Origin of the sequence: Micromonospora sp. C81, assembly GCF_018070425.1 — a bacterium.
Classification (GTDB): Bacteria; Actinomycetota; Actinomycetes; order Mycobacteriales; family Micromonosporaceae; genus Micromonospora; species Micromonospora zamorensis.
The window spans coordinates 106,751-131,844 of the sequence record NZ_JAGPXS010000017.1 but is presented as its reverse complement, the minus strand read 5'-3'; the positions used below and the strand labels follow the sequence as shown (position 1 = coordinate 131,844).

The following is a 25,094-nucleotide window of genomic DNA, read 5'->3' as shown; positions in this document are numbered from 1 at the left end:
GCCTGGGAGCACGGGGTGGACATCACGCGTCGGCGAGCCGCCAGTGCTGGGAGGCGCTGCCGGTGTCGCTCTGCTGCACGATGGCGGCACCGTTGGTGGTCGCCCCGCCGGCCACGGCGAGGACCTTGCCGGTCTGCACGTTGACGAGTTTCACGAAGTCGCCGGTGGCGGTGACGACCCGCCACTGCTGGTTGCCGCCGCCGGTCGCGCTCCACTGGATGACCCGCGCCCCCTCAGCCGTGGAGCCGGCCTCGACGTCCGCCAGCAGCCCGGAGTTGACGCTGGTCATCGTGGTGACGCCACCCACCGCGCCAGCCATCAACCACGCCTGGTTGGTCCCGCCGTTGGGGGTCCACTGGATCAACTGCACGCCGGTGACCCGGGACAGGTCCGGCACGTCGAGGGCCTTGCCGCTGGCCCGGTTGACCACCGTGTGGCGGACGGCGCCCGACTGGCCGCTCAATGTGGCCTCGAAGGAGATCGGCTGCGCCTGCACCTGGTGCAGGTCGAAGACGACGATCTCGTTGGCCCCCACCCGCAGCCACGGCGCCGGACAGTAGAGCCGCTGCTGTGGCCCCACCTTCCAGTAGCGGCCGAGGTTACGACCATTGACCCAGACCACGCCCTTGGTCCACCGGGACATGTCGAGGTACGTGTCGCCGGTCTGGGTGAGATTCACCGTGGCCTTGAAGAAGATGCCGGGCCGCGAGCTGTTGGTGATCACCGGACGGAGGCCGGCCACGTACGCCTCGTCGACGGGCAGCAGGTGGGTCTGCCAGTTGGTCAACGTGCCGGTCAGGGTGCCCGCGTCGACGAGCGACACCCGTTCCGTGATGCCCTTGCGGTCGACCAGGGCCTGGCCGAAGTTGTTGCGGCCCATTCCCTCCACCAGGATGTCGAGCGTGGGACTGCCACTGGCCGAGGTCTTCAACGCCAGCGGCGCGTCCTGCACGATCACCCCGAGCGGGGTCGTGTAGGCCGCCGGGAGGTTGCTCCGGGACAGACCGCCCTGGAAGACGCCGTCGAGGAACACCGTCGCGTAGTCGCGCACCGACCTGATGTCCAGCGTCGCCCGGGTGTAGCCGGGCAGGACCCGGCGGTACAACATGAAGCCGGAGTTCTGGCCGTACATCTCCATCGGTTGGGGGTTCGTCTGCGTCGACAGCGCGGCCGGCAGGTTGTCCCACAGCGAGGCGTACGGCGTCGGCACCACCGCCTGAGCGCCGGTACGCACGATGGTGGGGTTCGGCGCGGGCACAGCCGGCAGCGTCACCCCGAGGGCCGTGCCGATGATCTCGCGGTAGGTGGGGTACAGCCGCGACGGGCCGCCCTGCTCGTTGATCGGCGCGCCGTAGTCGTAGCTGGTGATGTCCGCCTGGTAGCCGGTCCCGTTGTCGGCGGCGTTCGCACCCGCGGAGTACCCGAAGTTCGTCCCGCCGTGGATCATGTAGAGGTTGAATGACAGCCTGCCGGCCATCAGGCCCCGCAGCTGGGTGGAGATGTCGGTGTTCGACCCGGCAAAGCCACCGTCGCTCCAGTGCGTCAACCAGCCCGTGTAGAGCTCGCCAGACATGGCCGGGACGGTCGGGAAGGACTGCCGGGCCGCGGCGATGGCCGCCGCGTCACCACCACTGAGTGCGATCGCACCGCCGGTCACGACCGTTCGGTTGCCCTGCACCTGGCCGAGCCCGTCCTCGGTGTAGAACGGCCCGGTGATCCCGGCGGCCAGCCACAGTTGCCGCAGTTCCTCGAGATAGACGGCATCGCTGCCGTACGACCCGTACTCGTTCTCGATCTGGACCATCAGGATCGGCCCACCGTTGGCCACCATGAGCGGCCTGACCTGCGCGGCGAGCGCGTTGACGTAGCGCGTGACGGCCGCCATGTAGTTGGGGTCGGAGGCGGTGCGGACCCGCAACCTGATGTTCGGGTTGCGCAGCAGGTACGGCGGCACGCCACCGAGGTCCCACTCGGCGCAGACGTAGGGGCCGGGACGCAGCAGCACGTACATGCCCTCGGCCTGACACAGCCGGATGAAGCCGGCGATGTCCCGCCGGTCGGTGGTGAAGTCGAAGACGCCCGGCCGTTCCTCGATGTGGTTCCACATCACGTAGATGGCGATCGTGTTCATGCCCATCGCCTTGGCCATCTGGATCCGGTGACGCCAGTACTGCACCGGGATGCGGGACGGGTGCATCTCCCCGCTGCGGATCTGGAACGGCTGACCGTTGAGCAGGAAGTTGCTGCCATCGGCGGAGAACCCGAAGACCTGTGCCGCGGCCGCAGCACCGGCCGGGCCGCCCGACGCCAGCATCGCCGCGAACGGACTGAGCACACCCAGGGTGAGGAGTTGGCGCCGTTGCATGGTGTCTCCTTCGGACAGGCATCGTCGGCACGCCGGTGGCGGCCGAGGGCCGGACGGGCCGGATCGCCAGCGTGTCGACAATGATCGATGTAGAGCGAGCCTGCCAGACGATGCAACAAGATGTAAATATCTAAGCTCGCTTTGCACCTTCGATCATCTGCGTCCGCAATGGAGCCCGCACGCCCGCATCTGGCAGCCGCCACGGGTACCCGAGCGTCGATCTATTGACGACCCGCCCGGCGCCCCTTAGCGTCTTGGACGTCAGATATCCGACGTCTTATGGCTAACTTCTCCGTTCCTCACCCCCGTCCCCGGAAGGACATCCCCCGTGTCTCCTGTCCGAGTACTGACGCGCCGAGTGACGGCGGTCGTGGTCGCCGTCCTCGGCGTGGCCGCGATCCTGCCCGCCACGCCAGCTCACGCCGCCCCCGCCGGTGTGAGCGCGACGGCCAGCGCCGACTGCACGACCGGCCGGCTCAACCTGCGGCTCACCAACGGCAGCACCACCTCGCAGACCTTCACCGTCACCTGGCCGGGCCGCACCAACTCCCCCTGGACCCGCACGGTCGCCGCTGGCAGCAGCAGTAACGAGCTGTACTGGACACTGCCGGCGGGCACGGCGTACACGCTGCGCACGACCACGCCGACCGGACTGGACGACACCTCCGCCGGCATCTTCCACTGCGGCACCGGCATGTCCGCGGTCGCCAGCTACGACTGCACGGCCGGTCGGCTCCAGCTCGCGGTGGAGAACCGCACCACCACCGCCCGAGACTTCACAGTCGCCTGGCCCGGGCGCACCGGATCCCCGTGGACGCGCACCATCGCCGCCGGCGGCAACTACCTGCACTACTGGACGGTCGGCGCCGGCACCGCGTACACCCTGCGGGTCACCGCCCCCGGTTTCGACAGCACCCTGCGGGGAACCGCCGGGTGCGGCCTGGCCGCCGGCACCCCGCAGATGAACGCCACGACGGTCATCAGCACGCAGTCCGTCATCCGCAACCTCAACGGGCCCAACGGCCGCTACGACGGCACCTCCGCCTCGGTCCGCATCCCGGGCATGGCCGTCACCAACAACGGCACCGTCATCGCCGTCGCGGACGCCCGGATCAACGGCTCGTACGACCTGGGTGGCGGCACCAACAACATCCAGATCGCCATGACCCGCAGCACCGACGGCGGTCGCACCTTCGACCAGCCGCGCATCATCCACGCCCCCGCCACCACGAGCGAGGGAGCGGGCGACCCCAGCCTGCTGGTGGACCGCAAGACCGGCGTCGTCTACTGCTTCTACACCTACTCCCCCAAGCCGGGCATCAGCTTCTGGTCCGGCTCATCCGGTCTCAACACCGCGAACGACCCGAACAGCCTGCACCTGCAATACATCACCAGCAGGGACAGCGGTGCCACCTGGAGTGCCCCGGTCGAGCTGAACCCGACCATCAAGGTGCCGACGTGGCAGCAGGCGTTCTTCTCCTCCGGTCACGGCATCCAGAGCAGCACCGGGCGCCTGATCCAGCCGTTCGTCTACCGGGACGGTGCGGGTCTCACCCAGACCGGCAACATCTACAGCGACGACAACGGCGCGACGTGGCAGCGCGGTGGACCCGCCGGCGGCAACATCAACGAGAGCAAGGCGATCGAGCGTGGCACCGGGGCGATCGTGCAGAACATGCGGCACAACAGCACCCGTAGCCGGTTCTACTCCACCTCCACCGACGGCGGCGCGACGTTCGGACCGGCCACGGCCAGCGCCCTGCTGACCGATCCGCTCTGCAACGCCGACGAGATCTCCTACCTGCGCCCGTCGGAGCTGGGCACGAACGGCGCGCCGGTGCGGACCCGTACCGCGCTGTTCAGCAACAACGCGGCCCCGGCCGCGCGCAACGACCTCACCGTCCGGCTGTCCACCGACGACGGTGCGAGCTGGCCGGCGCGGGCACTGGTCAAGCCCGGCGGTGCGGGCTACTCCACGATGGCCGTGCTGAACGACGGCACGATCGGCAACCTGTACGAGGTGGGCAACACCGGAGGCATCTTCTTCGCCCGCTTCACACTGGACTGGGTCAAGGGCGCCTGATCCGCGAAACTCCCGTCCCCGGTGCCGGCACCCCGCCGACACCGGGGACGGCTCTTTTCCCCGGCCACCGCTCAGCCGGCATCGTCGACGGTGCGAATCACCTCCCCGGTGTCCAGCCGGGGCAGACGCTCGTGCGAGGCCCCGGGGCCGGTGCCCGAGATTGAGCAGGAGCAGCACCTCGTGGCGACCGTCGGGGAAGAACTCCCGCCGCACGCCTGCGGCGTCGAAGCCCGCCATCGGGCCGGCGGCGAGACCCGCCGCGCGGACACCGACGATCAAATAGCCGATCTGCAGGGTGGCGTTGAACCGGGCCTGCTCGACCCGCGCCGCCCGGTCGGCCAGCCAGTCCCGCGCCTGCGGACGGTGCGGATACAGCTCGGGCAGCCGCTGGTGGAAGTCCACGTCGGCGGCGAGGACCGCTGTCAACGGAGCGATGGCCGTCCTGGCCCGGTTGCTGCTGGAGACGTACGGTACGACGTGGTCGGTGCGCTCACACCTCGACCGCCGTGGTGTAGCCGCCCTGGTGGTGCACCAACGGTGCGCCGTCCCCGCCGTCGCCCAACGCGAGTGGCTCGGCGATCACCAGCGTGTGGTCGCCGGCCGGCACCCGGTGCACCACCCGGCAGAGCAGCCGAGCCAGCACTCCGGTCAGCAACGGCACCCCGAACGGCCCCGGCGTCCAGTCCGGGTACGCGGCGAACCTGTCGATGCCGCTGGTGGCGAAGACGGCGGCGGCCTCCCGTTGCCCGGCGGCCAGCAGGTGCACCGCGACGTGCTCGGCTCGGGCCAGCACCGGCCAGCTCGACGACGCCGTCCCGAGGCAGAACGAGACGAGAGGTGGATCCAGCGACACCGAAGTGAACGAGGTGGCGGTGAACCCCGCCCGGACCGGTGCGCCAATCCCACCCAGGCAGGCGGGGTCGGTGGCGCGGGCAACGGCGGTGACCACTGTGACACTGGTGGCCTGCCGACGCAGCAGGCCACGGAACAGGTCCCGGCTCACCGGCCGCAGCTCGGCGGCGTCCGCCGTCGGACGCTCCACCGTGGTCACGCCGACACCAGGGTGACGCGCCTCGCGTGCCGGACCAGGTCGACGTGCACACGAGCGGTAAGGAGAAGCTCATCCCGCTGCGACATGACCTCATGTTGCCGGGCACGGGATCGAGCGGTCAACGGCCTTCCAGCAGATGAGACTTCCGCCGCTGCCGATGTTACGGGAGTGCCCTCAGCAGCGTTTACCGCGCCGCAACACCTATCTGTTGGATAGAGATTCGGGTACGCGGCGGAGCAGTGTCCAGGACGGACATTGAGAGGGTTTCAAAAGTTGTCGGTTCGGGCATGTTCGATCTCGACACGGCAGGGAACGGTGACGAGGGGAGACCTCCGATGGGCCTCATGTTTCGCAAGCGCAAGAAGTACGGTCCGATCATCCTGAACTTCACCGAGAACGGCTTCTCCTCGTGGAGCATCAAGATCGGTCGCTGGTCCTGGAACTCGAAGGCCAAGGCGCACCGGGTCGACCTGCCGGGTCCGCTGTCTTGGAAGCAGGACAAGTCCCGGTCGTAATCATCCCGGGAGTCGAGCGGGGTGCCGGTGATTCACCGGCACCCCGCTCGGCGTCTGTGGGGGTGCGGGATGCTCAGCGCGCCAGGGCGATGATCTCGTCGCCGGCCAGCCGGCCAGCGTCGCGGTCGCGCCGCACCTCACCCGCGTCGAGCAGGTCGGCGAGCGCCCGGTTGGCGTCGGCGGCACGGTAGACGGTCGCGGTGAGGGTGTGCCGGCGCAGTTCGGTGACCGGCCGCGACCCGCCCTCGCGCAGCTCGGCCAGCAGCTCGCGGATCAGTGGTTCGAGGTCGGGATCGCCGGTCACGTCGACAGTCGCGCCCATCGGGTCGGCCGGGTCGCGGTAGCGCACGTCGAGATCCGCGCCGATCGCCCAGAGCGCGTCGCGGACCGCCTCCAGGCTCCGGTCGGAGCGGCTGCCGAATGCGATCACGCCGGCCCCGTCGCCGTCCGGCAGCACCGGCGCCACCTCGGCGACCAGGGGGAAGCCGGCGGAGACGAGCGCGTCACGGGCGCTGTCGCCGGTGTGCAGCAGCAACTCTCCGGTGCGACCGTTGGTCGCGGCGGTGAGCAGTTTCGGCGTCACGGCGCCGGGCAGGTCCACGAAGGAGAACAGCGGGGCGCCAGCGGCCCCGGCGGCCTTCACGGCGACCGGAAGCCGGTATGGGTCACCGGGCAGAAGGTGCACGGTGACCTCGGCGGGCAGCTCCGCCTCGATCGGGCCGAGTCGGGCCGGCAGGTCGGCGGCGCCGTCGGCCAGCACCAGCACCGTCACCTGCCGGCCGCGCACCTGGTCGCCGTGCGCGGCGACCAGGCGCAGCGCGGCCTCCGCGCTGCCCGCGGTCGTGCCCGCGAGTGCGACGGTGGCCCGCCGGGAACGGTGCAGGGCCGCGGGCAGCCAGGTCGTCAACTGGCGGACCAGCAGCTCGCGGAGGAAATCAGTGGTCCGGTCGGTCGGCATCGGTCCGTTCTACCGTACGACCGATCAGGCCGGGACGGAGATCCCCACTCCGCCCTTGGTCTGCCCGCCGTAGCGCTGCCGCTCGGCGTCCAGGTCGAGCCGACCGATCTGCTTGCGGGCGGCCAGCGCGCTGTCGTCGAGCAGGTCGGCGGGGATCAGCCAGACGATCTCGAACTCCAGACCGTCCGGGTCCTTGCCGTAGAGGCTCTTGGTCGTGCCGTGGTCGGAGGTGCCGGCCAGCGCGCCGGCGGCGGCGAGTCGCTCGGCGGTGGCGGCCAGCTCGTCGAGGGTGTCCACCTCCCAGGCGAGGTGGTAGAGGCCGACGGTGGCTCGACCGGCGGTCGACCGCCCGGCGGCGGCGCCGATCTCGAACAGGCCGAGGTCGTGGTCGTTGGTGGAGTCGGGGGCCTGGAGGAAGGTGGCACCCCGGAAGCCGTCCGGGGTCATCGCCACCGGGCGGAAGCCCAGCACGTCGCTGTAGAACGCGACACTGCGGGCGAGGTCACTGACGTAGAGGACCGCGTGGTTGAGCCGGTGGATACCCATGACCCGAGACTAGCGCGGTTTTGTTGAACGTTCAACTATAGGGGATATGATGGCTGTCATGACCCGCTGGCTGGACCCCGACGAGCAACGCACCTGGCGCGCGTACCTCACCGCCTCCCGGGTGCTGATGGACACGCTCGACCGCGAGCTGCAACGCGAGGCGGGCATGCCGCACGCGTACTACGAGATCCTGGTCCAACTCTCCGAGGCCCCCGGCCGCCAACTGCGGATGAGCGAGCTGGCCCAGGCCGCCGGCTCGTCGCGCAGCCGGCTGTCGCACGCCGTGGCCCGGCTGGAGGCCGCCGGCTGGGTGCGCCGCGAGGAGTGCCCCACCGACCGACGAGGGCAGATCGCGGTGCTCACCGACGAGGGTTTCGCCACCCTCGCGGCCGCCGCGCCCGGCCACGTCGAGGGGGTACGACGGCACCTGTTCGACGCGTTGAGCCCCGCCCAGGTCGACCAGCTGCGCCGGATCAGCGAGACGTTGGCCGAGCACCTGACCGGATCCTGACCAATCGACACCGGCGCGGGTCTTGTACTTACCGTCGTCGGATGAGCACGATGGGGCGTGTCTTCCGGCTTCGGCGAACTGACTGATCAGGCGCACCACCTCGTGTCGGCCGGTGATCTGGCCGGCGCGCAGCAGTTGCTCTCCGACGCGCTCACCGACGCCGACCCCCGCCCGGCCAACGCAACCGGAGAGCTGGCCGAGGCGGCCAGCCTCCAGGCGCGGGTGCTGGTGGCTCTCGGTGAGCCGCACTCGGCCCGGGGGTGGGCCGCGTTCGCGTACGCGGCCACCACCCGACTGCACGGCCGCTCCGACCCGCGCACCGTGGCCGCCGCGGCGACCCTGGCCGCGGTGCTGCACCGGGTCGGCAGCCATTCGAGGGCCGCCCGGCTCTACCAGGAAGTCATCATCGAGCTGACCGCACAGGACGGTCCGGAGTCGCTGCGGGTGCTCGCGGCGCACGCCGACCTGGCCACCGTCGAGTACGCCCGCGGGCAGTGCACGGTGGCCCGTGACCGGCTCCAGGATGCCTGGGAGCTGCACCGCGAGGTGTACGGCGACGGGCACCCCAGCGGCATCAAGATGCTGGCGCGGCTCGGGGCGATGCAGCGGGACTGCGGGCAGTTCGCCGAGGCGCACGACAACCTGGCGCTGGCCCGCGAGCTGTGCCGGCAGCACCTGCCCGCCGACGACCCGCTGGCGGCACAGGTGGCGACGCTGGCCCGGGCGGCGGCCAACCCCGACCATGCCTGCGCCGACGACACGCCCACGGCCCGGGACACCCCGGTGGTGCCGGCCGCCCGTGTCCCTCCGCACCGCGACGACCCGGGCGACTCCGACTACGACCCGCCCGCGCCTCCCCCGCACCACACCGGGGCGGCGGCGGGCGGCGGATCCGTTCCGAACCCCCGGGTGCCTGCCGACGAACCGGTCGGGCCGGCGGGCACCAGATGGCCACCCGAGCCGACGAGCGAACCCTCGTCGTACACCACCGACACCCCGGTGCCCCCGTCCGTGGTCGGGCTGGCCGGCGGCACGGAGGAGCAGTCCGGGGTTTACAGGCTGCGCCGGGCCGACGCGCACCCGCCGTCCGACCCGTACGAGCCGTCCGACCCGTACGCGCCACTTGAGCCGTACACACCGTCCCGGCTGCTGCCGGTGCCCGTGCACCGGGTGCCGTCGGCGCAGCGCAAGCGGCTGGTGCCGGTGCTGGTGGCCGGCGTGGTCGTGGTCCTGCTCGGCGCCGCCGCCGTGATCGCCGGGGTGGCCCAGGTCGACGGCGACGACGAGCCGGCCCCGCCCCCGGCGAGCGGCTCCCCCAGCGCCACCTCACAGGCCAGCACCGCCTCACCGGCCAGCACCGCGCCCGCCTCCACCGGCACCCCGCCGCCGTCGGCTGGCCCCGCGGCACCGCCCGGCAGCCCGCCCGGCGCGGTGACGCTGCGCGACAGCCGGGACAGCATCGCGCTGAACTGGACCTACCCTGCCGGCAGCGAGGGCCCGGTGGTCATCGCGGGTGGCCGGACCGGCCAGGACCGCAACGTCTTCGCGACGCTGCCCGCCGGCACCACCAGCTACGTCATCTACGCGCTCAACCGCACCAACGACTACTGCTTCACGGTCGCCGTCGTCTGGTCCACCGACACCGTCGCCAGCTCCGAGCAGGTCTGCACCCGCCGCCGCTGACCCGCCAGGCACGCCCAGCCGACCACACCCTCGCCGGCCAAGCCCTGCCGGCCCCGCCCTGCCGACCTCACTCACCGTGGCTTGCCCACTGACAAGACTGCCGTGACATTGCGTCACCTCCGGCGCACCCAGCCACAACATCCCACCCCGCCTTTGCTCTGCATACCTCGATGCACCACCGCGGACGAACAGCTGAGACGTCGCGGCAGCCGCTTCGACAGGCATCGGCGAGGTATCACGCTACGTAGCTGTCGCGTCCGCGGGTGCAGAGCAAAGGGGTGATCGGGGGGTGGGTGGGGGCAGGCTCGCCGTCACGGACCGTCAATCTGTGGCCCAGGGCCGTCCTCGCCCGGAAACGCTGGCAGCAGCAGACACACTCGCAGCCCGCACTGCTCCGGCGCGTCGGTCAGGCTGATGCTGCCGCCCGCACGTCGAACCAGCTCCCGGACGATGGCCAGCCCCAGGCCGGCGCCCCCGTCGTCGCGGGCCCGTCCGTCATCCAGCCGGGTGAACCGATCAAAGACCCGCTCCCGGTCCGCGACCGGGATCCCCGGGCCGTCGTCGGTCACCGTCACCAGGTGGTACGCCCCGGAGCCACGCCCGTCCGTCGACGCCGCCTCGGCGGCGAGCACCACACTGCCGTACGCGTGCCGGACCGCGTTGTCGACCAGGTTGGCCAGCACGCGCCGCAGCTCGTCGGCGTTGCCGGTCGTCCAGAGCGGGCCCGGCGGCGGCGTCAACCGAACCGGCGGCGACGGGTAACGGGCGGCGACCTCGGCCAGCAGCGCGCCCAACTCCACCGGGCCGACGCCCCGGGTCGGTGGCGCTTCGTCCAGGCGGGCCAGCAGCAGGAGGTCGTCGACCAGCCGGCTCAGTCGCTCGGTGTCGGTGAGCAGGTTGGTGGTGACGGCCGTCCAGTCCGTCCGGTCGGCGAGACGCTGGGCCACCTCCAGCTCGGTCCGGATGTTGGTCAACGGACTGCGCAGCTCGTGTGCGGCGTCGGAGACGAACGCCCGCTGGCGGATCCGGGCCGATTCCAGCCGGTCCAGCATGCCGTTGAGGGTGACCGCCAACCGGTGGATCTCGTCGGCCGACGCGGGCACCGGCAACCGGCCGGCGCCGGCCCGCCCGGTGATCTCCTCGGCGCCTTGGCGGAGCGCCTCGACCGGGCGCAGGGTCGCGCCCACCACCCGCCACGCCACGGCGGCCAGCACGGCCACCAACAGGGGGAACGCCACCAGCAGGATGGTCCGGACGACGTGCGCGCTGTGCCGCACGTCGGCCATCGAGCGGGCGACCAGCACGGTGAGCGGGTCGGCCGCGGTGCCGGCGGGAACGGTGACCACCCGGACCGGACCGGCGAGCCCGACCCGCTCGGCCGGCACGTCCAGGCGCTGGCGGCGGTCCCGGTCCAGCCGCTCCGGGCGGACCATCGGCACCAGCCGGTCGGCGTCGATCGAGGCGGCCCTGATCCGCCCCTGCGCGTCGACGACCTGGACGCGCACCTGGCCACCGGCCACCGGCAGCGGGTCGGGCAGCGCGTCCTCGGCGGCGAGCAGGGCGACCGCGTCGGCGGTCCGGAACGCCTCGGTGTCGACCGTCCGCTGGAGCACGAAGCCGAGCGCGCCGAGCAGCACCACCCCGCCCAGGGCGAGGCCGATGGTGAGGCCGAACACTCCGAGCGCCATGAGCCGCCCCCGCAGCCCGAGCACCGGCATCCAGCCGAGCCACGCCCGGCGGGCACCCACCGGGGCGTCGGCGGTCACGTCGCCAGCCGGTAACCGGCGCCCCGGACCGTCTCCAGCCGGTCGCGGCCGAGCTTGCGGCGCAGGTAACCGACATACACCTCGACGGCGTTCGGCGCGGTCTCCACGCTCGCGTCCCAGACGTGGTCCAGCAGCTCGGTCTTGGAGACGACCTGGCCGGGCCGGCGCATCAGGTAGTCCAGCAGCGCGAACTCCCGCGCGGTCAGGGTCACCTCGTCGTCGGCCCGGGTCACCCGTCGGCGGGCCGGGTCCAGTCGCAGGTCACCGACCGCCAGCACCGCCGGGCGTTCCGGCGCGCCCCGGCGCAGCAGCGCCCGCAACCGCGCCAGCAGCACCACGTACGAGAAGGGTTTGGTCAGGTAGTCGTCGGCCCCGCAGTCGAGGCCGTCAGCCTGGTCGTACTCGCCGTCCTTGGCGGAGAGCATCAGCACCGGCAACCAGTGCTGCTCGGCCCGCAGCCGCCGGACCAGCTCGTAGCCGGAGAGGCCGGGCAGCATCACGTCGAGGATCATCGCGTCGTACCCGCCGTGCCGGGCCGCGTCCAGGCCGGCCGGACCGGTCCCCGCCACATCCACCGCGAACCCCTCCGCCTGGAGGCCGCGCTGCAGGGCGGCCGCCAACCGGGCTTCGTCCTCCACTACCAGCAAGCGCACGGTCCAAGGGTGCCACCCGGGTCAAACGTGCTGGTCCGGCGTCCTCAGCACACTCACAGCGCACAGGGAGGAGGATGTGCGGAGGAGGTGTCACCATGTCCGTTCTGAGAAGCCGTCCCGTCCTTCGTTGGCTGGTCCCGGCCACGGCTGCCGTCGCCGTCATCGGCGGGGGCGCGGCGATCGGCACGTTCGCCGCCGAGGCGGAGCCGAGCCTGCCACCGCGTACCGCGGCCCAGCTTCTGGTCGATCTGCAGACCTCCCGGCTGGAGGGGTTGTCCGGGACCGTCGTGCAGCGCGCCGATCTCGGCCTGCCACCACTCGTCGGGCTGGTCTCCGGCAATGAGCTGACCACCATGCTGACTGGCACGCACACCCTGCGGGTCTGGTATTCCGGCCCGGATCAGCAGCGGGTCGCGCTGCTGGACACCCTGGGCGAGCAGGACGTGATCCGCAACGGCCGGGACGTCTGGACCTGGCAGAGTCGCAGCAACACCGCCAAGCACCTCACGCTGGGCGGCGACGCCGGAAAGCCGGTCCCCGACGCGGCGGCGACCATGCCGGCCACCCCGCAGCAGGCCGCCGACCTGGCGTTGGGCGCGATCGACCCGAGCACCGAGGTCAGCGTCGGCCGGTCGGCCACGGTCGCCGGCCAGGACGCCTACGAGTTGGTGCTCCAGCCGCGCGACAAGGACTCACTGGTGCACCAGTTGCGGATCGCCATCGACGCCAAGCAGCACGTGCCGCTGCGCTTCGAGGTGCTCGCGAAGGGCAGCGACCGGCCGGCGTTCGAGATGGCCTTCACCCAGGTCGACTACCGCCGCCCGGACGCCGACCAGTTCACCTTCAACCCGCCGCCCGGTGTGACCGTCACCGAGGAGAAGGCAGAGCGGTCGGCCGCCGGCCCGGGTGCCGGCAAGCCTGGCCACGCCGCACCCTCGGGTGAGCCGCAGGTGCGTACGGTGGGCTCCGGCTGGACGACCGTGCTGGTCGGCCGCCTCGACGGGCTCGAAGGCGGCCCGAAGACCTCCGCGAAGCCGGTTACGCCACCGGCCGGCTCGCCGGACGTGGACATGTCGAAGCTGCTCGGTGGGCTGCCGGCGGTCAGTGGTGACTGGGGCAGCGGTCGGCTCTTCAGCAGCAAGCTGTTCAGCGTGCTGCTCACCGATGACGGGCGGGTGCTCGCCGGAGCCGTCACCCCGGAGCGGCTGTACCAGGCCGCGCGCGGCTGATCCACACGGTGTTCGCGCCGGGTCGACCTGACGGTCGGCCCGGCGCTTCGCTGCCGTGGACGCCCGGTCAGCGGGCGGAGGTCACGCCGAGTGCGGTGAGGTAGGCGTCGGCGAGGACCGCGTGGCCGGGCAGGTGCGGGTGGACCCGGTCGTCGGCCCAGCGCGTCGCCGGGCTCACCGCCAGCACCCGGTCGAACGCCGCCTGGTTGGCCACGTGCACCGCGTCGAACTCGGTGGCCAGCCCCGCCACGACCGCCGCGTACCGGTCCGTGTCGGCGCGTTGCGGGACGCTCCGGTCCGCCTCGATGAAGAACGGGTCACCGAGGATCAGTCGGCAGCCGGTGGCGGCAACCGCCCGTCGAAGCAGGTCACGCAGGGTGCGCTCGTACTCCTCGATGCCGACTGCCTCATCCGGCCGGTCACCGTAGTGCCGCCAGATGTCGTTGATGCCGATCAGCACCGCGAGCCAGTCGGGGCGCTCGCCGATGGCGTCGTCGTCCCACCGGGCGGCCAGGTCCCGCACCGTGTCGCCGCCCACACCCCGGTTGACCCACTCCAGCTCCAACTCGGGGTGCCGTGCGTCGACCAGGGCGCGCACGAGGCTCACGTATCCGCTGCCGTAGGGCGCGGCGACGTCGCGTCGACCACAATCGGTGATGCTGTCCCCGATGAAGACCACCCGTTGCCCGGTCCGCAGGATCATCCGCCGCCACCTCGCGATCACCGGCGCGCCGACCCGTCCGGCTTGGTGAGAGCCGACGCAACGCGCTATCTTCAACAGTTCGAGGACACAAAAAAGAACGGCTATAAGCCGTTCCTGCAAAGGATTCTAATCTTTAGGGAGACGGCTTGTCAAGGCACTCCGGCGGTTCCGGCGAATTGCCGCTCGACGACGAGATCGGTCGCGAGCAGGAGTACGTCTCGATGCTCTACGACCGGCTGGATGGGCTGCGTGAGCAGGCCGCCCACCGGCTCACCGCCGAGCTGCGCAACACCGGCGGCACCCTCCAGGACCGCTCGCAGCGCGACAGCTCGGTAGCGATGTACGCCGATCAGGTCGAGCAGTTCTCCGCCGTGGAGAATGGGCTCTGCTTTGGCCGCCTCGACGGTGACGACGACTCCCGCCGCTACATCGGCCGGATCGGCATCTTCGACACCAGCGGTGACTACGACCCGCTGCTGATGGACTGGCGGGCTCCGGCAGCCCGCCCGTTCTACCTCGCCACCGCCGCCAACCCGCAGGGCGTACGCCGGCGCCGGCACCTGCGCACCCGGCAGCGGAAGGTCACGGGCCTGAACGACGAGGTGCTCGACATCGACACCGCCGCACCCGGCGGCCACGAGGAGCTGACCGGCGAGGCGTCCCTGCTCGCCGCGCTCAACGCGGGCCGGACCGGCCGGATGCGCGACATCGTCGAGACCATCCAGGCCGAACAGGACCAGATCATCCGCGCGGAGCTGCCGGGGGTCATGGTGGTCCAGGGCGGTCCCGGCACCGGCAAGACCGCTGTCGCGTTGCACCGGGCGGCGTACCTGCTCTACACCCACCGACGCGAACTCTCCAGCCGGGGCGTGCTGCTGGTCGGCCCGAACGCGACCTTCCTGCGCTACATCTCCCAGGTGCTGCCGACGCTGGCGGAGACCGGCGTGCTGCTGCGTACCCAGGCTGATCTCTTCCCGGGCGTGAGCGCCCAACGGACCGAACCGGCCGAGACCGCGGCGCTGAAGGGCCGGGCTGTGCTCGCCGAGGTCCTGGCGCTGGCCGTGCGGGACCGGCAGTGGGTGCCGGACGAGCCGCTGGAGATCGAGGTCGAGCGGGAGACGCTGACTCTCGACCCGGAGATCGTGCGGGCCGCCCGGGACCGGGTACGCCGCGTCGACCGCCCGCACAACCTGGCCCGCGCGCTGTTCGACGTGGAGATCGTGCACGCCATCGCCGACCAGGTGGCCGAGCGGATCGGCGCCGACCCGCTGGGCGGGGACAACCTGCTCGACGAGGCGGACCGGGCCGAGATCCGCCGCGAGCTGCGCGAGGAGACGGAGATCCAGGCCGCCCTGGACCGGCTGTGGCCGGTGCTCACCCCGCAGCGGCTGCTCGCCGACCTGTACGCCGACCCGGAGCGCATCGCCGCCGCCACGCCGATGCTGACCGAGGACGAGCGGGCGCTGCTGCGGCGGGAGCCGGGTGGGTGGACGCCGGCCGACGTGCCGCTGCTCGACGAGGCCGCCGAGCTGCTCGGCGAGGACGAGCGCGCCGCCGCCGCCCGGCGGGACCGCATCCGGATGATGGAACGGGAGTACGCCGAGGGCGTGCTGGAGATCGCCCGGGGTTCCCGCTCGATCGACGTCGAGGACGAGGCCGAGGGCGGTGAGATCCTCGGCGTCACCGACCTGATCGACGCGGACCGGCTGCTGGAGCGGCAGGAGGAGGCCGACCGCCTCACCACCGCGCAGCGGGCCGCCGCCGACCGGACGTGGGCGTTCGGCCACGTCATCGTGGACGAGGCACAGGAGCTCTCGCCGATGGCGTGGCGGCTGCTGATGCGCCGCTGCCCGAGCCGGTCGATGACGATCGTCGGGGACGTCGCTCAGACCGGCGCGCTCAGCGGCACGCCCTCCTGGGCGGATGCCCTGGCCCCGTACGTCGCCCAGCGGTGGCGGCTGACCGAGCTGACGGTCAGCTACCGCACCCCTGCCGAGATCATGGCGGTCGCCGCCGAGGTGCTGGCGGAGATCGACCCGGCGCTGCGTCCGCCGCGCTCGGTGCGGGAGAGCGGCGTACCCCCGTGGGACCGCGCTGTGGCCGACGAGCGGTTGGCGGCGGAGCTGGTCGCCGAGGCCGCCCGCGAGGCGGCCCGGTTGACCGAGGGTCGGCTCGGCGTGCTGGTGCCGGCCGGCCGGGTGGGTGAGTTGGGCGCGGCCGTGACAGCGGCCCTGCCGGAGGCCGCCGTGGGCGAGCACCCCGAGCTGGAAAGCCGGGTCGTGGTGCTGACCGTGGCGCAGGCCAAGGGGTTGGAGTTCGACTCGGTGCTGGTCGTCGACCCGGACCGGATGGTGGCCGAGTCGCCGCGCGGGCGCAGCGACCTGTACGTCGCGCTCACCCGAGCCACCCAACGCCTGGGCATCCTGCGCCCCACAAGCTGATCCCCCACGGCCTCCCGGCCAACCCCTGCGTCGATCATGAGGTTGGCGTGGACTGTCATCTCCGACAGCCACGCCAACCTCATGATCACGGCGGGGTTCCGCTCTAGTCGCCGGCGTGATCCTGGGTGGACTTGGCGGGTCCGGTCGCGGACGTGGACTGGTCGCTGGTGCTCCCGCCCATCGGGGTGCTCAGGCCGCCGGTGGTGGCGTCGCCGGTCGTGGTCGGTGCGACCTTGCCCGGGTGTCGCTCCGGCTGCCGGGCCACCCTGCGTACGCTCGCCGGACCGGCGGTGCCACCGGTGGTGGTCACCGCGCCCTGCCCGCCGACCGGGCCGCCGTCGCGCAGCACCTGCGGATCGATCCGTTCGTGCGCCGGGTCGAGCGGGTCGTCGCGCTGAATCTCGCTCAGCACATCGGTGCGGGGCACCGTCACCTCTTCGACGGCTCCCTTGCCGTACACGCCTCCGGCGATCCGATCCTCGGCCTGGCGGGCGGCGTCCTGCCGCATGTCGTCCTCACGCACGATCATCACCTCGCAGAAGCTGTGGAACTGACTGCGTGCCCGGCCACCCGCCGACCAAACCCGGCGTGACCGGGAGGTCGTCCACGGCGGTTCACCGTCGCGCCGCCCACTGGCCGCCTGCCCGCAGTCCGAGATGTCCATGCTGTCCGGCGACCGGTGGGAGATGCCCGCCGGCAGAGGGGATGACAGCGTGCGCACAGTACGGCGTACCGCCGTCGCGGCCCTGGTGGCCGCGACGGTGACGACCGGGTTCGCGGTGCCCGCCCAGGCGAAACCGCGACCGGACCGGACATTCGACGTGCAGGCCCACCGGGGCGGCCTCGGGCTGCGGGTGGAGAACACCCTCGCCTCCTTCGGCAACGCCCTCCAGCTCGGGGTGACCACCCTCGAACTGGACGTGCAGATCACCGAGGACGGTCAGGCCGTCGTCACCCACGACCGGAAGATCAGTGGCGCCAAGTGCGTCGACACCGCCCCGGTGACGCCCGGCGACCCGGAGTTCCCGTACGTCGGGAAGTACGTCAACACGCTCACCGTGGCCCAGGTGCGCTCGCTGGACTGCGGCTCGAAGACCCTGCCGGACAAGCCCGGCCAGCTCGCCGTCCCGGGTGCCCGGATGCCGTTGCTGCGTGAGGTCTTCGCGCTCGTCAACCGCTATCGGGCGAAGGACGTGAAGCTCAACGTCGAGACCAAGGTGGAGGCGGGCGCGCCGACCGAGACCGCGCCCCGGGACCAGTTCGTCCGGGTCACCGCGGCCGAGATCCGCGCCGCCGGGCTGCTCAAGCAGGTCACCATCCAGAGCTTCGACTGGGGCGCGCTGATGCGCATGCGCCAGGTCGAACCGAAGTTGCCGCTGGTCGCCCTGACCAACTACGACTTCCTCCAGACCGGACAGCCGGGCGCCTCGCCGTGGCTGGGCGGGTTGGACATCGACGACTTCGGCGGCGATCCGATCAGGGCGATCCGCAGCTTCGGCGCGAGCGCCTTCTCACCGGTGCACGGCTTCCCGCAGAACGGCACTGTCACCGACCCGGGCTACCAGCCGTACGTCACCAGGGAGATGGTCGCCCATGCGCACCGCTACGGGATCAAGGTGATCCCGTGGACCGTCGACGACGTGCCGACCATGGCGAGGCTGATCGACGACGGCGTGGACGGCATGATCACCGACTACCCGGACCGGTTGCGTGGCCTGCTGGCGCAGCGCGGCTACCGGCTGCCGAAGGCGTACACGGCGCCGTTCGACATCCAGGCGCACCGCGGCGGTCGGGCCACCCGGCCGGAGAACACCCTGCCGGCCTTCTCGAACGCGTTGTCCAACCGGGCCATCTCCACGCTGGAATTGGACACCGGCGTGACCGCCGACGGCAGGCTCGTGGTGCTGCACGACCGCACCGTCAACGGGTCGCACTGCGTCGACACCGCCCCGGTGCGCCCGGGAGACCGGAAATTCCCGTACGTCGGCAAGCCGGTGCACGAGCTGACCCTGGCGCAGCTCAAGACCGTCGACTGCGGCACGAGGACGCTGCCCGAACTGCCCGCGCAGGTGCCCGCACCGGGTGCCCGGATCCCGACCCTGGACGAGGTCTTCGCCCTGGTGAAGGCGAGTGGTCGCACCGACATCGGAATGAACATCGAAACGAAGATCAGCCCGGTGGTGAACGACACCGAGCCGTACCGCAGCTTCACCCGCAAGCTCGTCGACGCCATCCAGCGCGCCGGCTTCACCAACCGGGCCACCATCCAGTCGTTCGACTGGCGCACCATCACGTACGCGCGGCAGCTCGACCGGCGGATCGGTACGGTCGCGCTGGTCTGGCAGTACGGCCCGGCCGAGTGCACGTCCCTCGCCGACGAGTGCTCGTTGCAGGCGGTGTACGGGAACCCGTCGGTGAAGAGCCCGTGGACCGGTGGACTGGACTGGTGGAAGCACCAGGACCTGGGCAAGCTGACCCGGGCCGCCGGTGCGGGCACGGTCTCGGCCAACTGGCAGGTGCACGACCCCAAGCAGGGCACTGTCGCCTCGGCGGACTGGTACCTGCGGGAGAACCCGGCGTACTTCCACGGACCGGACGTCCGGAGCCTTCAGACGCGGGACGACCTGAAGGTGATCCCGTACACCGTCGATGACGCCGCGGTCATGCAGCGGGTGATCGACCTCGGTGTCGACGGCATCATCACCGACGACCCCGACCTGTTGGTGAGCGTCGCGATCCGCAACGGCCTGCGCTGACACGCAGGCCCACCTGATCGCCGGCCGGATTTTTCCGGCCGGCGATCGGTGTTACCTGCTCCCGGGCCTCGGGTAGTCGGGGGTTGTCCCCGCCACGAAAGCGAACCGTGCCGTGGCCGAAACGCGGTAGCGGGGCGAGGGAATGCAGGTACGACTCATCGCATCCTGAGGAGGACCAGATGAGCACGCAGGCTGCTTCCACCCGGCCGATGAACCGGCCGATGAACGACCCGCAGAACCCCGCCTCGATGCGGGACATGCCCACCCAGCAGATGCCAGCCATGCGCGACGGACGTCGCAACGACATGCAGGCACCTGGTACGGAGACCAAGCAGGCGTTCAAGACCACCGAGTTCTGGATCTACCTGATCGCGGTGGCCGCCGTACTGGGCGCGTCGCAGGTCGTCGGAAAGAACTCCGCCGGGGTGGACATCTTCCGGGCCGACAACGCCTGGTTCCTGATCACCCTGCTGACGCTCGGCTACCTCGGTAGCCGGGGCCTGGCCAAGGCCGGCAGCAACTGGCGCAGCAGCGAGGAGCGCAAGGCCCGCCACTAAGCGGGTAGCGCGACCACAGCGCACGATGGCCTCCGGGAGAATCTCCCGGAGGCCATCGTCGTGTCTGGACGACTACTCGTCGCCGCCGAAGTCGCCGCCGAAGTCACCCTCGAACGCGTCCTCGATCATCTCGCCGGCGACCATGCCGCCCGCGACGCCGAGGGCCGCACCGGCCACCATGCCGCCCATCCCGTGCCCCCGGCTGTGGCCGTGGCTCGGGCCGTACTGGGAGCGGAGGCTGCCGTAGCGGGAGGTGGTCTCGCGCAGCCAGCCGTCGACGACCTGCGCCCAGTCCACCCGGTCGGCGTCGGTGTGCGACACCTGGTAGCGGCCGAAGGCGTCGTGCCCGGCGCTGAGGAACCCGCCGCGCTTGTCGCACTCCAGGATGACCTCCACGCCGCGCTGACTGGTCACGAAGGTCAACTCGGCCTCCCTGATCGTGCTCGCGTACTGCGGGGAGGCGAAGAACTCGATCTCCTGGTAGAACGGCAACGTCTGCTGGACACCACGGATGTGGCCCCGCTCCAGGTCGGCGTGCTTGAACCGGAAGCCGAGCCGCTGGAACGCCTCCAGGATCCGCTCGTGCACCGGCAACGGGTGCACGGCCACCTGGTCCAGGTCGCTCTTGTCGACGGCGCGGGCGATCGCCAGCTCGGTGCGCAGGCCCATCGTCATCCCGCGCAGGCGCTGGCCGTACACGTCGGTGATCGGGGTCTCCCACGGCACCGGCAGCTGGAACGGGATGGAGAGCTGCTGCTTCGGGGCGAGCTTGAGCGCTCCGCTGACCGCCATCCGGTGGAACTCCATCGTGCCCGCGTACTCGGTGTCGTGTCCTTCGACCTCGACCCGGGTGACCAGCCCGATGACCACCTGCTCGATGGCTGCCTCGGCGTCGCCGCCGACGAGGTTGACCTGCCCGTCGAGGGTCAGGCCGGGCCGGGTGTTGGGGTTGGTCAGCACGGTGTCCACACTGGGACCGCCGACACCGAACGCGCTCAACATCTTCTTGAAGACCATCGAAACTCCTGTGCGACGCCGACCGCTCCAGGCTGGAGTCGGACGTTGACTCGAACGGCACCCTATCCAGCACCCCTGTGAGGTGGCTGTGAAGCGTGCCAGCTCGATCAGCGCGTCACGCCGGCGATCACCAGTTTGACTGCACGAGCCGGGTCGTACCCGGCTCTGTTCAGCAACGCGTCCACGAAACAGCGGCCGGAGCCGTCGCCGATGTCGAGGAACAGGCCGAGATCGCACCGCTCGCCGAGGAGTGCGACCCGCAGATCGGGGCGGAGCAGGTGCAGCGTGGTCATGACCTGCCAGGCCGCCTCGTCGCGCTGGGCACGGCGCAGCGGGTCACACTCCAGCAGCGCCTCGGCGACACCCTCGGCGGTCGGGTCGAACCCGTCCAGCAGCGGCAGCAGCGACGGGTCCGCCAGGTAGGCGGCGGCCTGGAAGGTGTGTCTGTGGACGGCGTCCTGCGCGAGGAGTTCGCGTACCAGTGGAAGTGCCCGCGCGTCCCGCCGCCGCGCCAGCCCCCGGGCGCCCTCCTCCCGTACCCCCGGTTCGACGTCGCGGGTGCGGTCCCACAGCGCCCGCCGGACGTCATCGCCGTCGGCGGTGGTCGACCAGCCGAGGCCGAAGGTTGCCCACTCGCGCACGTCGGGGTCTGAGTCGGTGCACAGGGTTGTCAGCGCTGCCACTCCGACCTCCACCGGAGGATCGTCGAGCACCGCTGGCACTGCGACCGCGACATGGAACCGCACGTCGGCGTCGGGGCTGCCCGCCAGGGTGACCAGGGTCGGCAGCGCTCGGGCATCGAAGGTGTCGCCGAGGGCGCGCGCGATCGACCAGTGCACCTCGGGGTCGGGCTCGTTCGCCGCCAGCACGATCAGTGCGGTTGCCACGACCTCGCGTACGTCCATGTGTTGGCTGCTCGCGACGCCGAGCAGGTCGCACGCCGCCGCGCGCACCACAGGATCCGGATCGGCGAGTTTCCCGACGGCCAGCTCGACGGCCACCTCACCCGAGCTGGCGGCGTGGCCAAGCAGGTCAGACCCGTCGTCGGTGCCGACCGAACCGATCACCAGACGTAACCGCTCCACCGCCTGGTCGAACAACTCCGCCACCTCATGCGACTCCACGGCCGAATGCTGCCAGGCACGTCAACCGGCGGTGCGAGCTGATCGACTCGGGTTCCTGAAAACCGGGGCATCACCCCGAGCCGGACACCCCGACTTTCGTGAACCCGAGTCGATCAGGCCCGGACGACCCTGCCTGCGCGCGGCCTAGTCGGGTTCCACGATCACCAGCTCACCGACCTGCTCGCCGATCGCGGCACGCGCCTCCGCCGGCAGGCCGCGGTCGGTGATCAGCACGTCGGCGGCCTCCAGCGGGGCGATGGTGGCGATACCGATGATCTCCCACTTGGTGTGGTCGGCGAGCACCACGAGCCGACGCGCCGCGCCGATCAGGCAGCGGTTGACACCGGCCTCCAGCAGGTTCGGCGTGGTGAGCCCGGTGCGAGGGCTGAGCCCGTGCACACCGAGGAAGAGCAGGTCGACGTTGAGCGCGCTGATCGCCGCCTCGGCCACCGGCCCGGTCAACGCGTCCGACGGGGTGCGGATGCCACCGGTCAACACGACGGTCTGGTCCGCGCGCGGGTTCTGGTAGAGCGCGTCGGCCACCGGGATGGAGTTGGTCACCACGGTCAGCCCGCGTACGTCGGAGAGCAGGGTGGCCAGCGCGGCGGTGGTGGTGCCGGCGGAGAGCGCGATGGCCATCCCCGGCTCCACCATTCTTGCCGCGCGCTCGGCGATGGCCCGCTTCTCCGCCTGCTGGCGGATCGACTTCGCCGCGAAGCCTGGCTCCTCGGCCGAACCTGGCCCGGCGAGCGTCGCCCCGCCGTGCACCTTGTCCACCAGACCGCGCTCGGCCAGCACCTCCAGGTCGCGCCGGATCGTCATGTCGGAGACACCGAACCGGCTGACCAGGTGGCTGACGCGCACGCCGCCCCGTTGGCGGATCAGATCGAGGATGGCGGTCTGCCGCTGCTGGGCGAGCATCTGGGGAACCTCCTTCGTGCCGTGGCTGTCGCCGGGGTCAGGCCGGGTCGTCGGCCCGATCCTCCCGGACGACCGCCACCTCACCGGCCGGCAGGGTCAGCTCACCGGCGCAGTGCGCCCCGGTCAGCAACTCCGTGCCGCGCACCGGGAGCCGCACCTCGGCATCGGTGTGGTTGATGACGAACAGCCAGCTCCGGTCGCCGTCGCGTCGACGGACAACCTCCACACCGGACGGTGCCGACGCGGCCGGGCGGACACCGGCCTCGTCGACGAGTCGGGCGACCAACCGGTCGGTGGCCGGCTCGTCCAGCCGGGTGCCGACGTACCAGGCGGCGCCGTCGCCGACCCGGTGGCGGGTCAGCGCCGGCACACCCGGCAAGGGCCCATCGGTGTACGACGCCAGCACCTCGGCGCCCTCGGGGTGCAGCCACTCGGTCCACACATCCGCGGTGCTCCCGTCGTCGAGCCGGACCTGTTCGCCCTCCCGCAGCGGGAAGAACTCCTCGGTCCGTACGCCGAGCAGCTCACGGAACGCGCCCGGGTAACCGCCCAGCCGGATGTGGTCGTTCGCGTCGACGATGCCGCTGAAGTAGGTGACGGCGGCGGTGCCACCGCCCTCGACGTAGCGGTGCAGCGCCTCGACGTCGGCGTCCCGCACCAGGTAGAGGGTCGGTGCCAGGACCAGTCGGTAGCCGCTGAGGTCCGCCGACGGGTGGACGATGTCGGCGGTCACGCCGGCCCGCCACAGAGCCCCGTGGAGGGCACCCAGCCGGTCGGCGTAGGTGACGTCGGCGCTGGGGTGTGAATCCAACTCGACCGCCCACCACGCGTCCCAGTCGAACAGGATCGCCACCTCGGCGTCCACCCGACTGCCGCGTACCTCGGCCAGCGCCTTCAGGTCCGCGCCGAGCTGGCAGACCTCGCGGAACACCTTGGTGTCCGGCCCGGCGTGCGGTACCAGCGCGGAGTGGAACTTCTCGGCGCCGGCCCGGGAGGCGCGCCACTGGAAGAACAGCACGCCGTCCGCGCCCCGGGCGACGTGCGCCAGGCTGTTGCGGCGCAGCTGTCCGGGCAGTTTGGCCACGTTGCGCGGCTGCCAGTTGACCGCGCTGGTGGAGTGCTCCATGAGCAGCCACGGGTCACCGCCGGCGACGCCCCGGGTGTGGTCGGCGGCGAGCGCCAGCCCGAGATGTCCCTGCGGGTCGGCGGCGGTCAGGTAGTGGTCGTTGGAGACGAGGTCCACGTCGTCGGCCCACGAGTGGTAGTCCATGTGCTTGACGCCCATGCCGATCATGAAGTTGGTGGTGACCGGCTGCTGGACCAACGTCCGCAGCACCTCCCGTTCGGCGCGCAGCTGGGCGCGCTGCTCGTCGGAGGAGAAGCGCAGGAAGTCGAGTTGCTGAGTGGGGTTGGCGAAGGTCGGCGCGGTACGCGGCGGGTTGATCTCGGCCCAGTCGCCGTAGCGCTGGCTCCAGAACGCGGTGCCCCAGGCGTCGTTGAGCTGGTCCAGGTCGCCGTAGCGCGCCCGCAGCCAGCCGCGGAAAGCCTCGGCGCTGACGTCGCAGTAGCAGTGCACGTTGTGGCAGCCCAACTCGTTGGAGACGTGCCACATCACCACGGCGGGATGCTCGGCGTACCGGCCGGCGACCGCTCGCACCAGCTCCAGCGACCGTTCCCGGAACACCGGTGAGCTGGGGCAGTACGCCTGTCGTCCGCCGGGCCAGAGGATCGCGCCGTCGGCGCGGCGGGGCAACGTCTCCGGGTGGGCGCGGGCCAGCCACGGCGGTGGGCTGGCGGTGGCGGTGGCGAGGTCGACCTGGATGCCGCCGTCGTGCAGCAGGTCCAGCACCCGGTCCAACCATCCGAACTCGAACCGGCCCGGTGTGGGCTCCAGCAGGGCCCAGGAGAAGATGCCGACCGAGACCAGGTTGACCCCGGCACGGCGCATCAGCTCGATGTCCTCGGACCAGGTCTGCTGGGGCCACTGCTCGGGGTTGTAGTCGCCGCCGAAATAGATGCCGTCACCCTGCCATCGCCGCATGAGAGCTGAGGGTGCACCGGCCCGGACAGGCAAGTCAACAGGTTCCAACATGGATTTTTTTCCAACGTTTACCTCGTAACAGCCATGTCACAACTGGGTTAGCGGAGGCGGAACGCCCTCTTGACAGCGCCCGTCGGAGCGGTACTTTGAGCCCCCAATGGCCGTTCGTGTTCG

The 25,094-nt window shown here is 71.3% G+C and carries 20 protein-coding genes; 8 read left to right on the top strand and 12 right to left on the bottom strand.

The features are described from left to right. Positions 1 to 22: 22 nt before the first annotated feature. Positions 23 to 2,365, bottom strand: a complete 2,343-nt coding sequence (locus tag KBX46_RS25080; protein ID WP_210794288.1) for a beta-galactosidase — start codon at positions 2,363 to 2,365, stop codon at positions 23 to 25. A gap of 358 nt (positions 2,366 to 2,723) precedes the next feature. On the opposite strand from KBX46_RS25080, the gene KBX46_RS25075 reads away from it, so the two are divergent. Then, positions 2,724 to 4,448 (top strand): exo-alpha-sialidase, encoded by a 1,725-nt coding sequence (locus KBX46_RS25075; RefSeq protein WP_210794287.1) that lies wholly within the window; start codon positions 2,724 to 2,726, stop codon positions 4,446 to 4,448. Between the two features lie 490 nt (positions 4,449 to 4,938). Here the strand turns inward: KBX46_RS25075 and KBX46_RS25070 are convergent, their stop codons facing one another. Beyond that, positions 4,939 to 5,499, bottom strand: a complete 561-nt coding sequence (locus KBX46_RS25070; protein ID WP_210794286.1) for a flavin reductase family protein — start codon at positions 5,497 to 5,499, stop codon at positions 4,939 to 4,941. Positions 5,500 to 5,834: 335 nt separating this feature from the next. On the opposite strand from KBX46_RS25070, the gene KBX46_RS25065 reads away from it, so the two are divergent. Next, positions 5,835 to 6,014, top strand: coding sequence for a DUF4236 domain-containing protein (locus KBX46_RS25065; RefSeq protein ID WP_053653605.1), 180 nt, complete (start codon positions 5,835 to 5,837; stop codon positions 6,012 to 6,014). Positions 6,015 to 6,087: 73 nt separating this feature from the next. Here KBX46_RS25065 and KBX46_RS25060 read toward each other — a convergent pair whose 3' ends face one another. Continuing rightward, positions 6,088 to 6,972 (bottom strand): hypothetical protein, encoded by an 885-nt coding sequence (locus tag KBX46_RS25060; protein ID WP_210794285.1) that lies wholly within the window; start codon positions 6,970 to 6,972, stop codon positions 6,088 to 6,090. 24 nt (positions 6,973 to 6,996) lie between these two features. Further along, the gene (locus tag KBX46_RS25055; protein ID WP_210794284.1) at positions 6,997 to 7,518 is read right to left on the bottom strand and encodes a VOC family protein; all 522 of its coding nucleotides are present in this window, start codon (positions 7,516 to 7,518) and stop codon (positions 6,997 to 6,999) included. 49 nt (positions 7,519 to 7,567) lie between these two features. Between KBX46_RS25055 and KBX46_RS25050 the strand changes: the two genes are divergently transcribed. Together KBX46_RS25050 and KBX46_RS25045 are read left to right on the top strand one after the other, a co-directional pair. Next, on the top strand, positions 7,568 to 8,029 hold the full coding sequence (locus KBX46_RS25050; protein ID WP_088951553.1) for a MarR family winged helix-turn-helix transcriptional regulator: 462 nt from the start codon (positions 7,568 to 7,570) through the stop codon (positions 8,027 to 8,029). Positions 8,030 to 8,086: 57 nt separating this feature from the next. Next, positions 8,087 to 9,712, top strand: a complete 1,626-nt coding sequence (locus KBX46_RS25045) for a tetratricopeptide repeat protein (RefSeq protein ID WP_210794283.1) — start codon at positions 8,087 to 8,089, stop codon at positions 9,710 to 9,712. Between the two features lie 311 nt (positions 9,713 to 10,023). Here the strand turns inward: KBX46_RS25045 and KBX46_RS25040 are convergent, their stop codons facing one another. After that, entirely contained in the window at positions 10,024 to 11,400 is a 1,377-nt protein-coding gene (locus KBX46_RS25040; protein ID WP_210794311.1) for an ATP-binding protein, read from the bottom strand. Between the two features lie 74 nt (positions 11,401 to 11,474). Further along, positions 11,475 to 12,131 carry a response regulator transcription factor gene (locus KBX46_RS25035; protein WP_088946934.1) on the bottom strand — a complete coding sequence of 219 codons (657 nt, stop codon included), beginning with the start codon at positions 12,129 to 12,131 and terminating at the stop codon, positions 11,475 to 11,477. Between the two features lie 95 nt (positions 12,132 to 12,226). Between KBX46_RS25035 and KBX46_RS25030 the strand changes: the two genes are divergently transcribed. Further along, positions 12,227 to 13,360 (top strand): sigma-E factor regulatory protein RseB domain-containing protein, encoded by a 1,134-nt coding sequence (locus tag KBX46_RS25030; RefSeq protein ID WP_210794282.1) that lies wholly within the window; start codon positions 12,227 to 12,229, stop codon positions 13,358 to 13,360. Positions 13,361 to 13,427: 67 nt separating this feature from the next. Here KBX46_RS25030 and KBX46_RS25025 read toward each other — a convergent pair whose 3' ends face one another. After that, positions 13,428 to 14,063, bottom strand: a complete 636-nt coding sequence (locus KBX46_RS25025; RefSeq protein ID WP_210794281.1) for an SGNH/GDSL hydrolase family protein — start codon at positions 14,061 to 14,063, stop codon at positions 13,428 to 13,430. A 146-nt stretch (positions 14,064 to 14,209) separates the two neighbouring features. Here KBX46_RS25025 and KBX46_RS25020 point away from each other — a divergent pair, with 146 nt between their 5' ends. Then, positions 14,210 to 16,504 (top strand): ATP-binding domain-containing protein, encoded by a 2,295-nt coding sequence (locus tag KBX46_RS25020; RefSeq protein WP_210794280.1) that lies wholly within the window; start codon positions 14,210 to 14,212, stop codon positions 16,502 to 16,504. A gap of 103 nt (positions 16,505 to 16,607) precedes the next feature. Here KBX46_RS25020 and KBX46_RS25015 read toward each other — a convergent pair whose 3' ends face one another. Next, positions 16,608 to 17,027 (bottom strand): hypothetical protein, encoded by a 420-nt coding sequence (locus KBX46_RS25015; RefSeq protein WP_088951551.1) that lies wholly within the window; start codon positions 17,025 to 17,027, stop codon positions 16,608 to 16,610. 190 nt (positions 17,028 to 17,217) lie between these two features. On the opposite strand from KBX46_RS25015, the gene KBX46_RS32700 reads away from it, so the two are divergent. Both KBX46_RS32700 and KBX46_RS25000 read left to right on the top strand, forming a co-directional pair. Continuing rightward, positions 17,218 to 19,260: a glycerophosphodiester phosphodiesterase family protein gene (locus KBX46_RS32700; protein ID WP_308159688.1), complete on the top strand. Its 2,043-nt coding sequence runs from the start codon at positions 17,218 to 17,220 to the stop codon at positions 19,258 to 19,260. Between the two features lie 179 nt (positions 19,261 to 19,439). Next, entirely contained in the window at positions 19,440 to 19,817 is a 378-nt protein-coding gene (locus KBX46_RS25000; protein WP_088946929.1) for a hypothetical protein, read from the top strand. A gap of 72 nt (positions 19,818 to 19,889) precedes the next feature. On the opposite strand, the gene KBX46_RS24995 is transcribed toward KBX46_RS25000, so the two are convergent. The 4 genes from KBX46_RS24995 to KBX46_RS24980 form a co-directional block, all read right to left on the bottom strand. Continuing rightward, positions 19,890 to 20,834 (bottom strand): sporulation protein, encoded by a 945-nt coding sequence (locus KBX46_RS24995; RefSeq protein ID WP_210794279.1) that lies wholly within the window; start codon positions 20,832 to 20,834, stop codon positions 19,890 to 19,892. A 107-nt stretch (positions 20,835 to 20,941) separates the two neighbouring features. Further along, positions 20,942 to 21,958, bottom strand: a complete 1,017-nt coding sequence (locus tag KBX46_RS24990) for a HEAT repeat domain-containing protein (RefSeq protein ID WP_210794278.1) — start codon at positions 21,956 to 21,958, stop codon at positions 20,942 to 20,944. A gap of 144 nt (positions 21,959 to 22,102) precedes the next feature. Further along, complete coding sequence (locus KBX46_RS24985; protein ID WP_088946927.1) at positions 22,103 to 22,879, bottom strand: DeoR/GlpR family DNA-binding transcription regulator; 777 nt, start codon at positions 22,877 to 22,879, stop codon at positions 22,103 to 22,105. A gap of 37 nt (positions 22,880 to 22,916) precedes the next feature. Then, positions 22,917 to 24,920, bottom strand: coding sequence for a beta-galactosidase (locus tag KBX46_RS24980; protein WP_210794277.1), 2,004 nt, complete (start codon positions 24,918 to 24,920; stop codon positions 22,917 to 22,919). Positions 24,921 to 25,094 lie beyond the last annotated feature (174 nt).

What these genes read in the sequence shown, in the direction of transcription:
- KBX46_RS25080 (WP_210794288.1), bottom strand. Translation starts at nt 2,365, where the DNA reads ATGCAACGGCGCCAACTCCTCACCCTGGGTGTGCTCAGTCCGTTCGCG.
- KBX46_RS25065 (WP_053653605.1), top strand. Translation starts at nt 5,835, where the DNA reads ATGGGCCTCATGTTTCGCAAGCGCAAGAAGTACGGTCCGATCATCCTG.
- KBX46_RS25060 (WP_210794285.1), bottom strand. Translation starts at nt 6,972, where the DNA reads ATGCCGACCGACCGGACCACTGATTTCCTCCGCGAGCTGCTGGTCCGC.
- KBX46_RS25055 (WP_210794284.1), bottom strand. Translation starts at nt 7,518, where the DNA reads ATGGGTATCCACCGGCTCAACCACGCGGTCCTCTACGTCAGTGACCTC.
- KBX46_RS25050 (WP_088951553.1), top strand. Translation starts at nt 7,568, where the DNA reads ATGGCTGTCATGACCCGCTGGCTGGACCCCGACGAGCAACGCACCTGG.
- KBX46_RS25040 (WP_210794311.1), bottom strand. Translation starts at nt 11,400, where the DNA reads ATGGCGCTCGGAGTGTTCGGCCTCACCATCGGCCTCGCCCTGGGCGGG.
- KBX46_RS25030 (WP_210794282.1), top strand. Translation starts at nt 12,227, where the DNA reads ATGTCCGTTCTGAGAAGCCGTCCCGTCCTTCGTTGGCTGGTCCCGGCC.
- KBX46_RS25025 (WP_210794281.1), bottom strand. Translation starts at nt 14,063, where the DNA reads ATGATCCTGCGGACCGGGCAACGGGTGGTCTTCATCGGGGACAGCATC.
- KBX46_RS25000 (WP_088946929.1), top strand. Translation starts at nt 19,440, where the DNA reads ATGAGCACGCAGGCTGCTTCCACCCGGCCGATGAACCGGCCGATGAAC.
- KBX46_RS24995 (WP_210794279.1), bottom strand. Translation starts at nt 20,834, where the DNA reads ATGGTCTTCAAGAAGATGTTGAGCGCGTTCGGTGTCGGCGGTCCCAGT.
- KBX46_RS24985 (WP_088946927.1), bottom strand. Translation starts at nt 22,879, where the DNA reads ATGCTCGCCCAGCAGCGGCAGACCGCCATCCTCGATCTGATCCGCCAA.
- KBX46_RS24980 (WP_210794277.1), bottom strand. Translation starts at nt 24,920, where the DNA reads ATGCGGCGATGGCAGGGTGACGGCATCTATTTCGGCGGCGACTACAAC.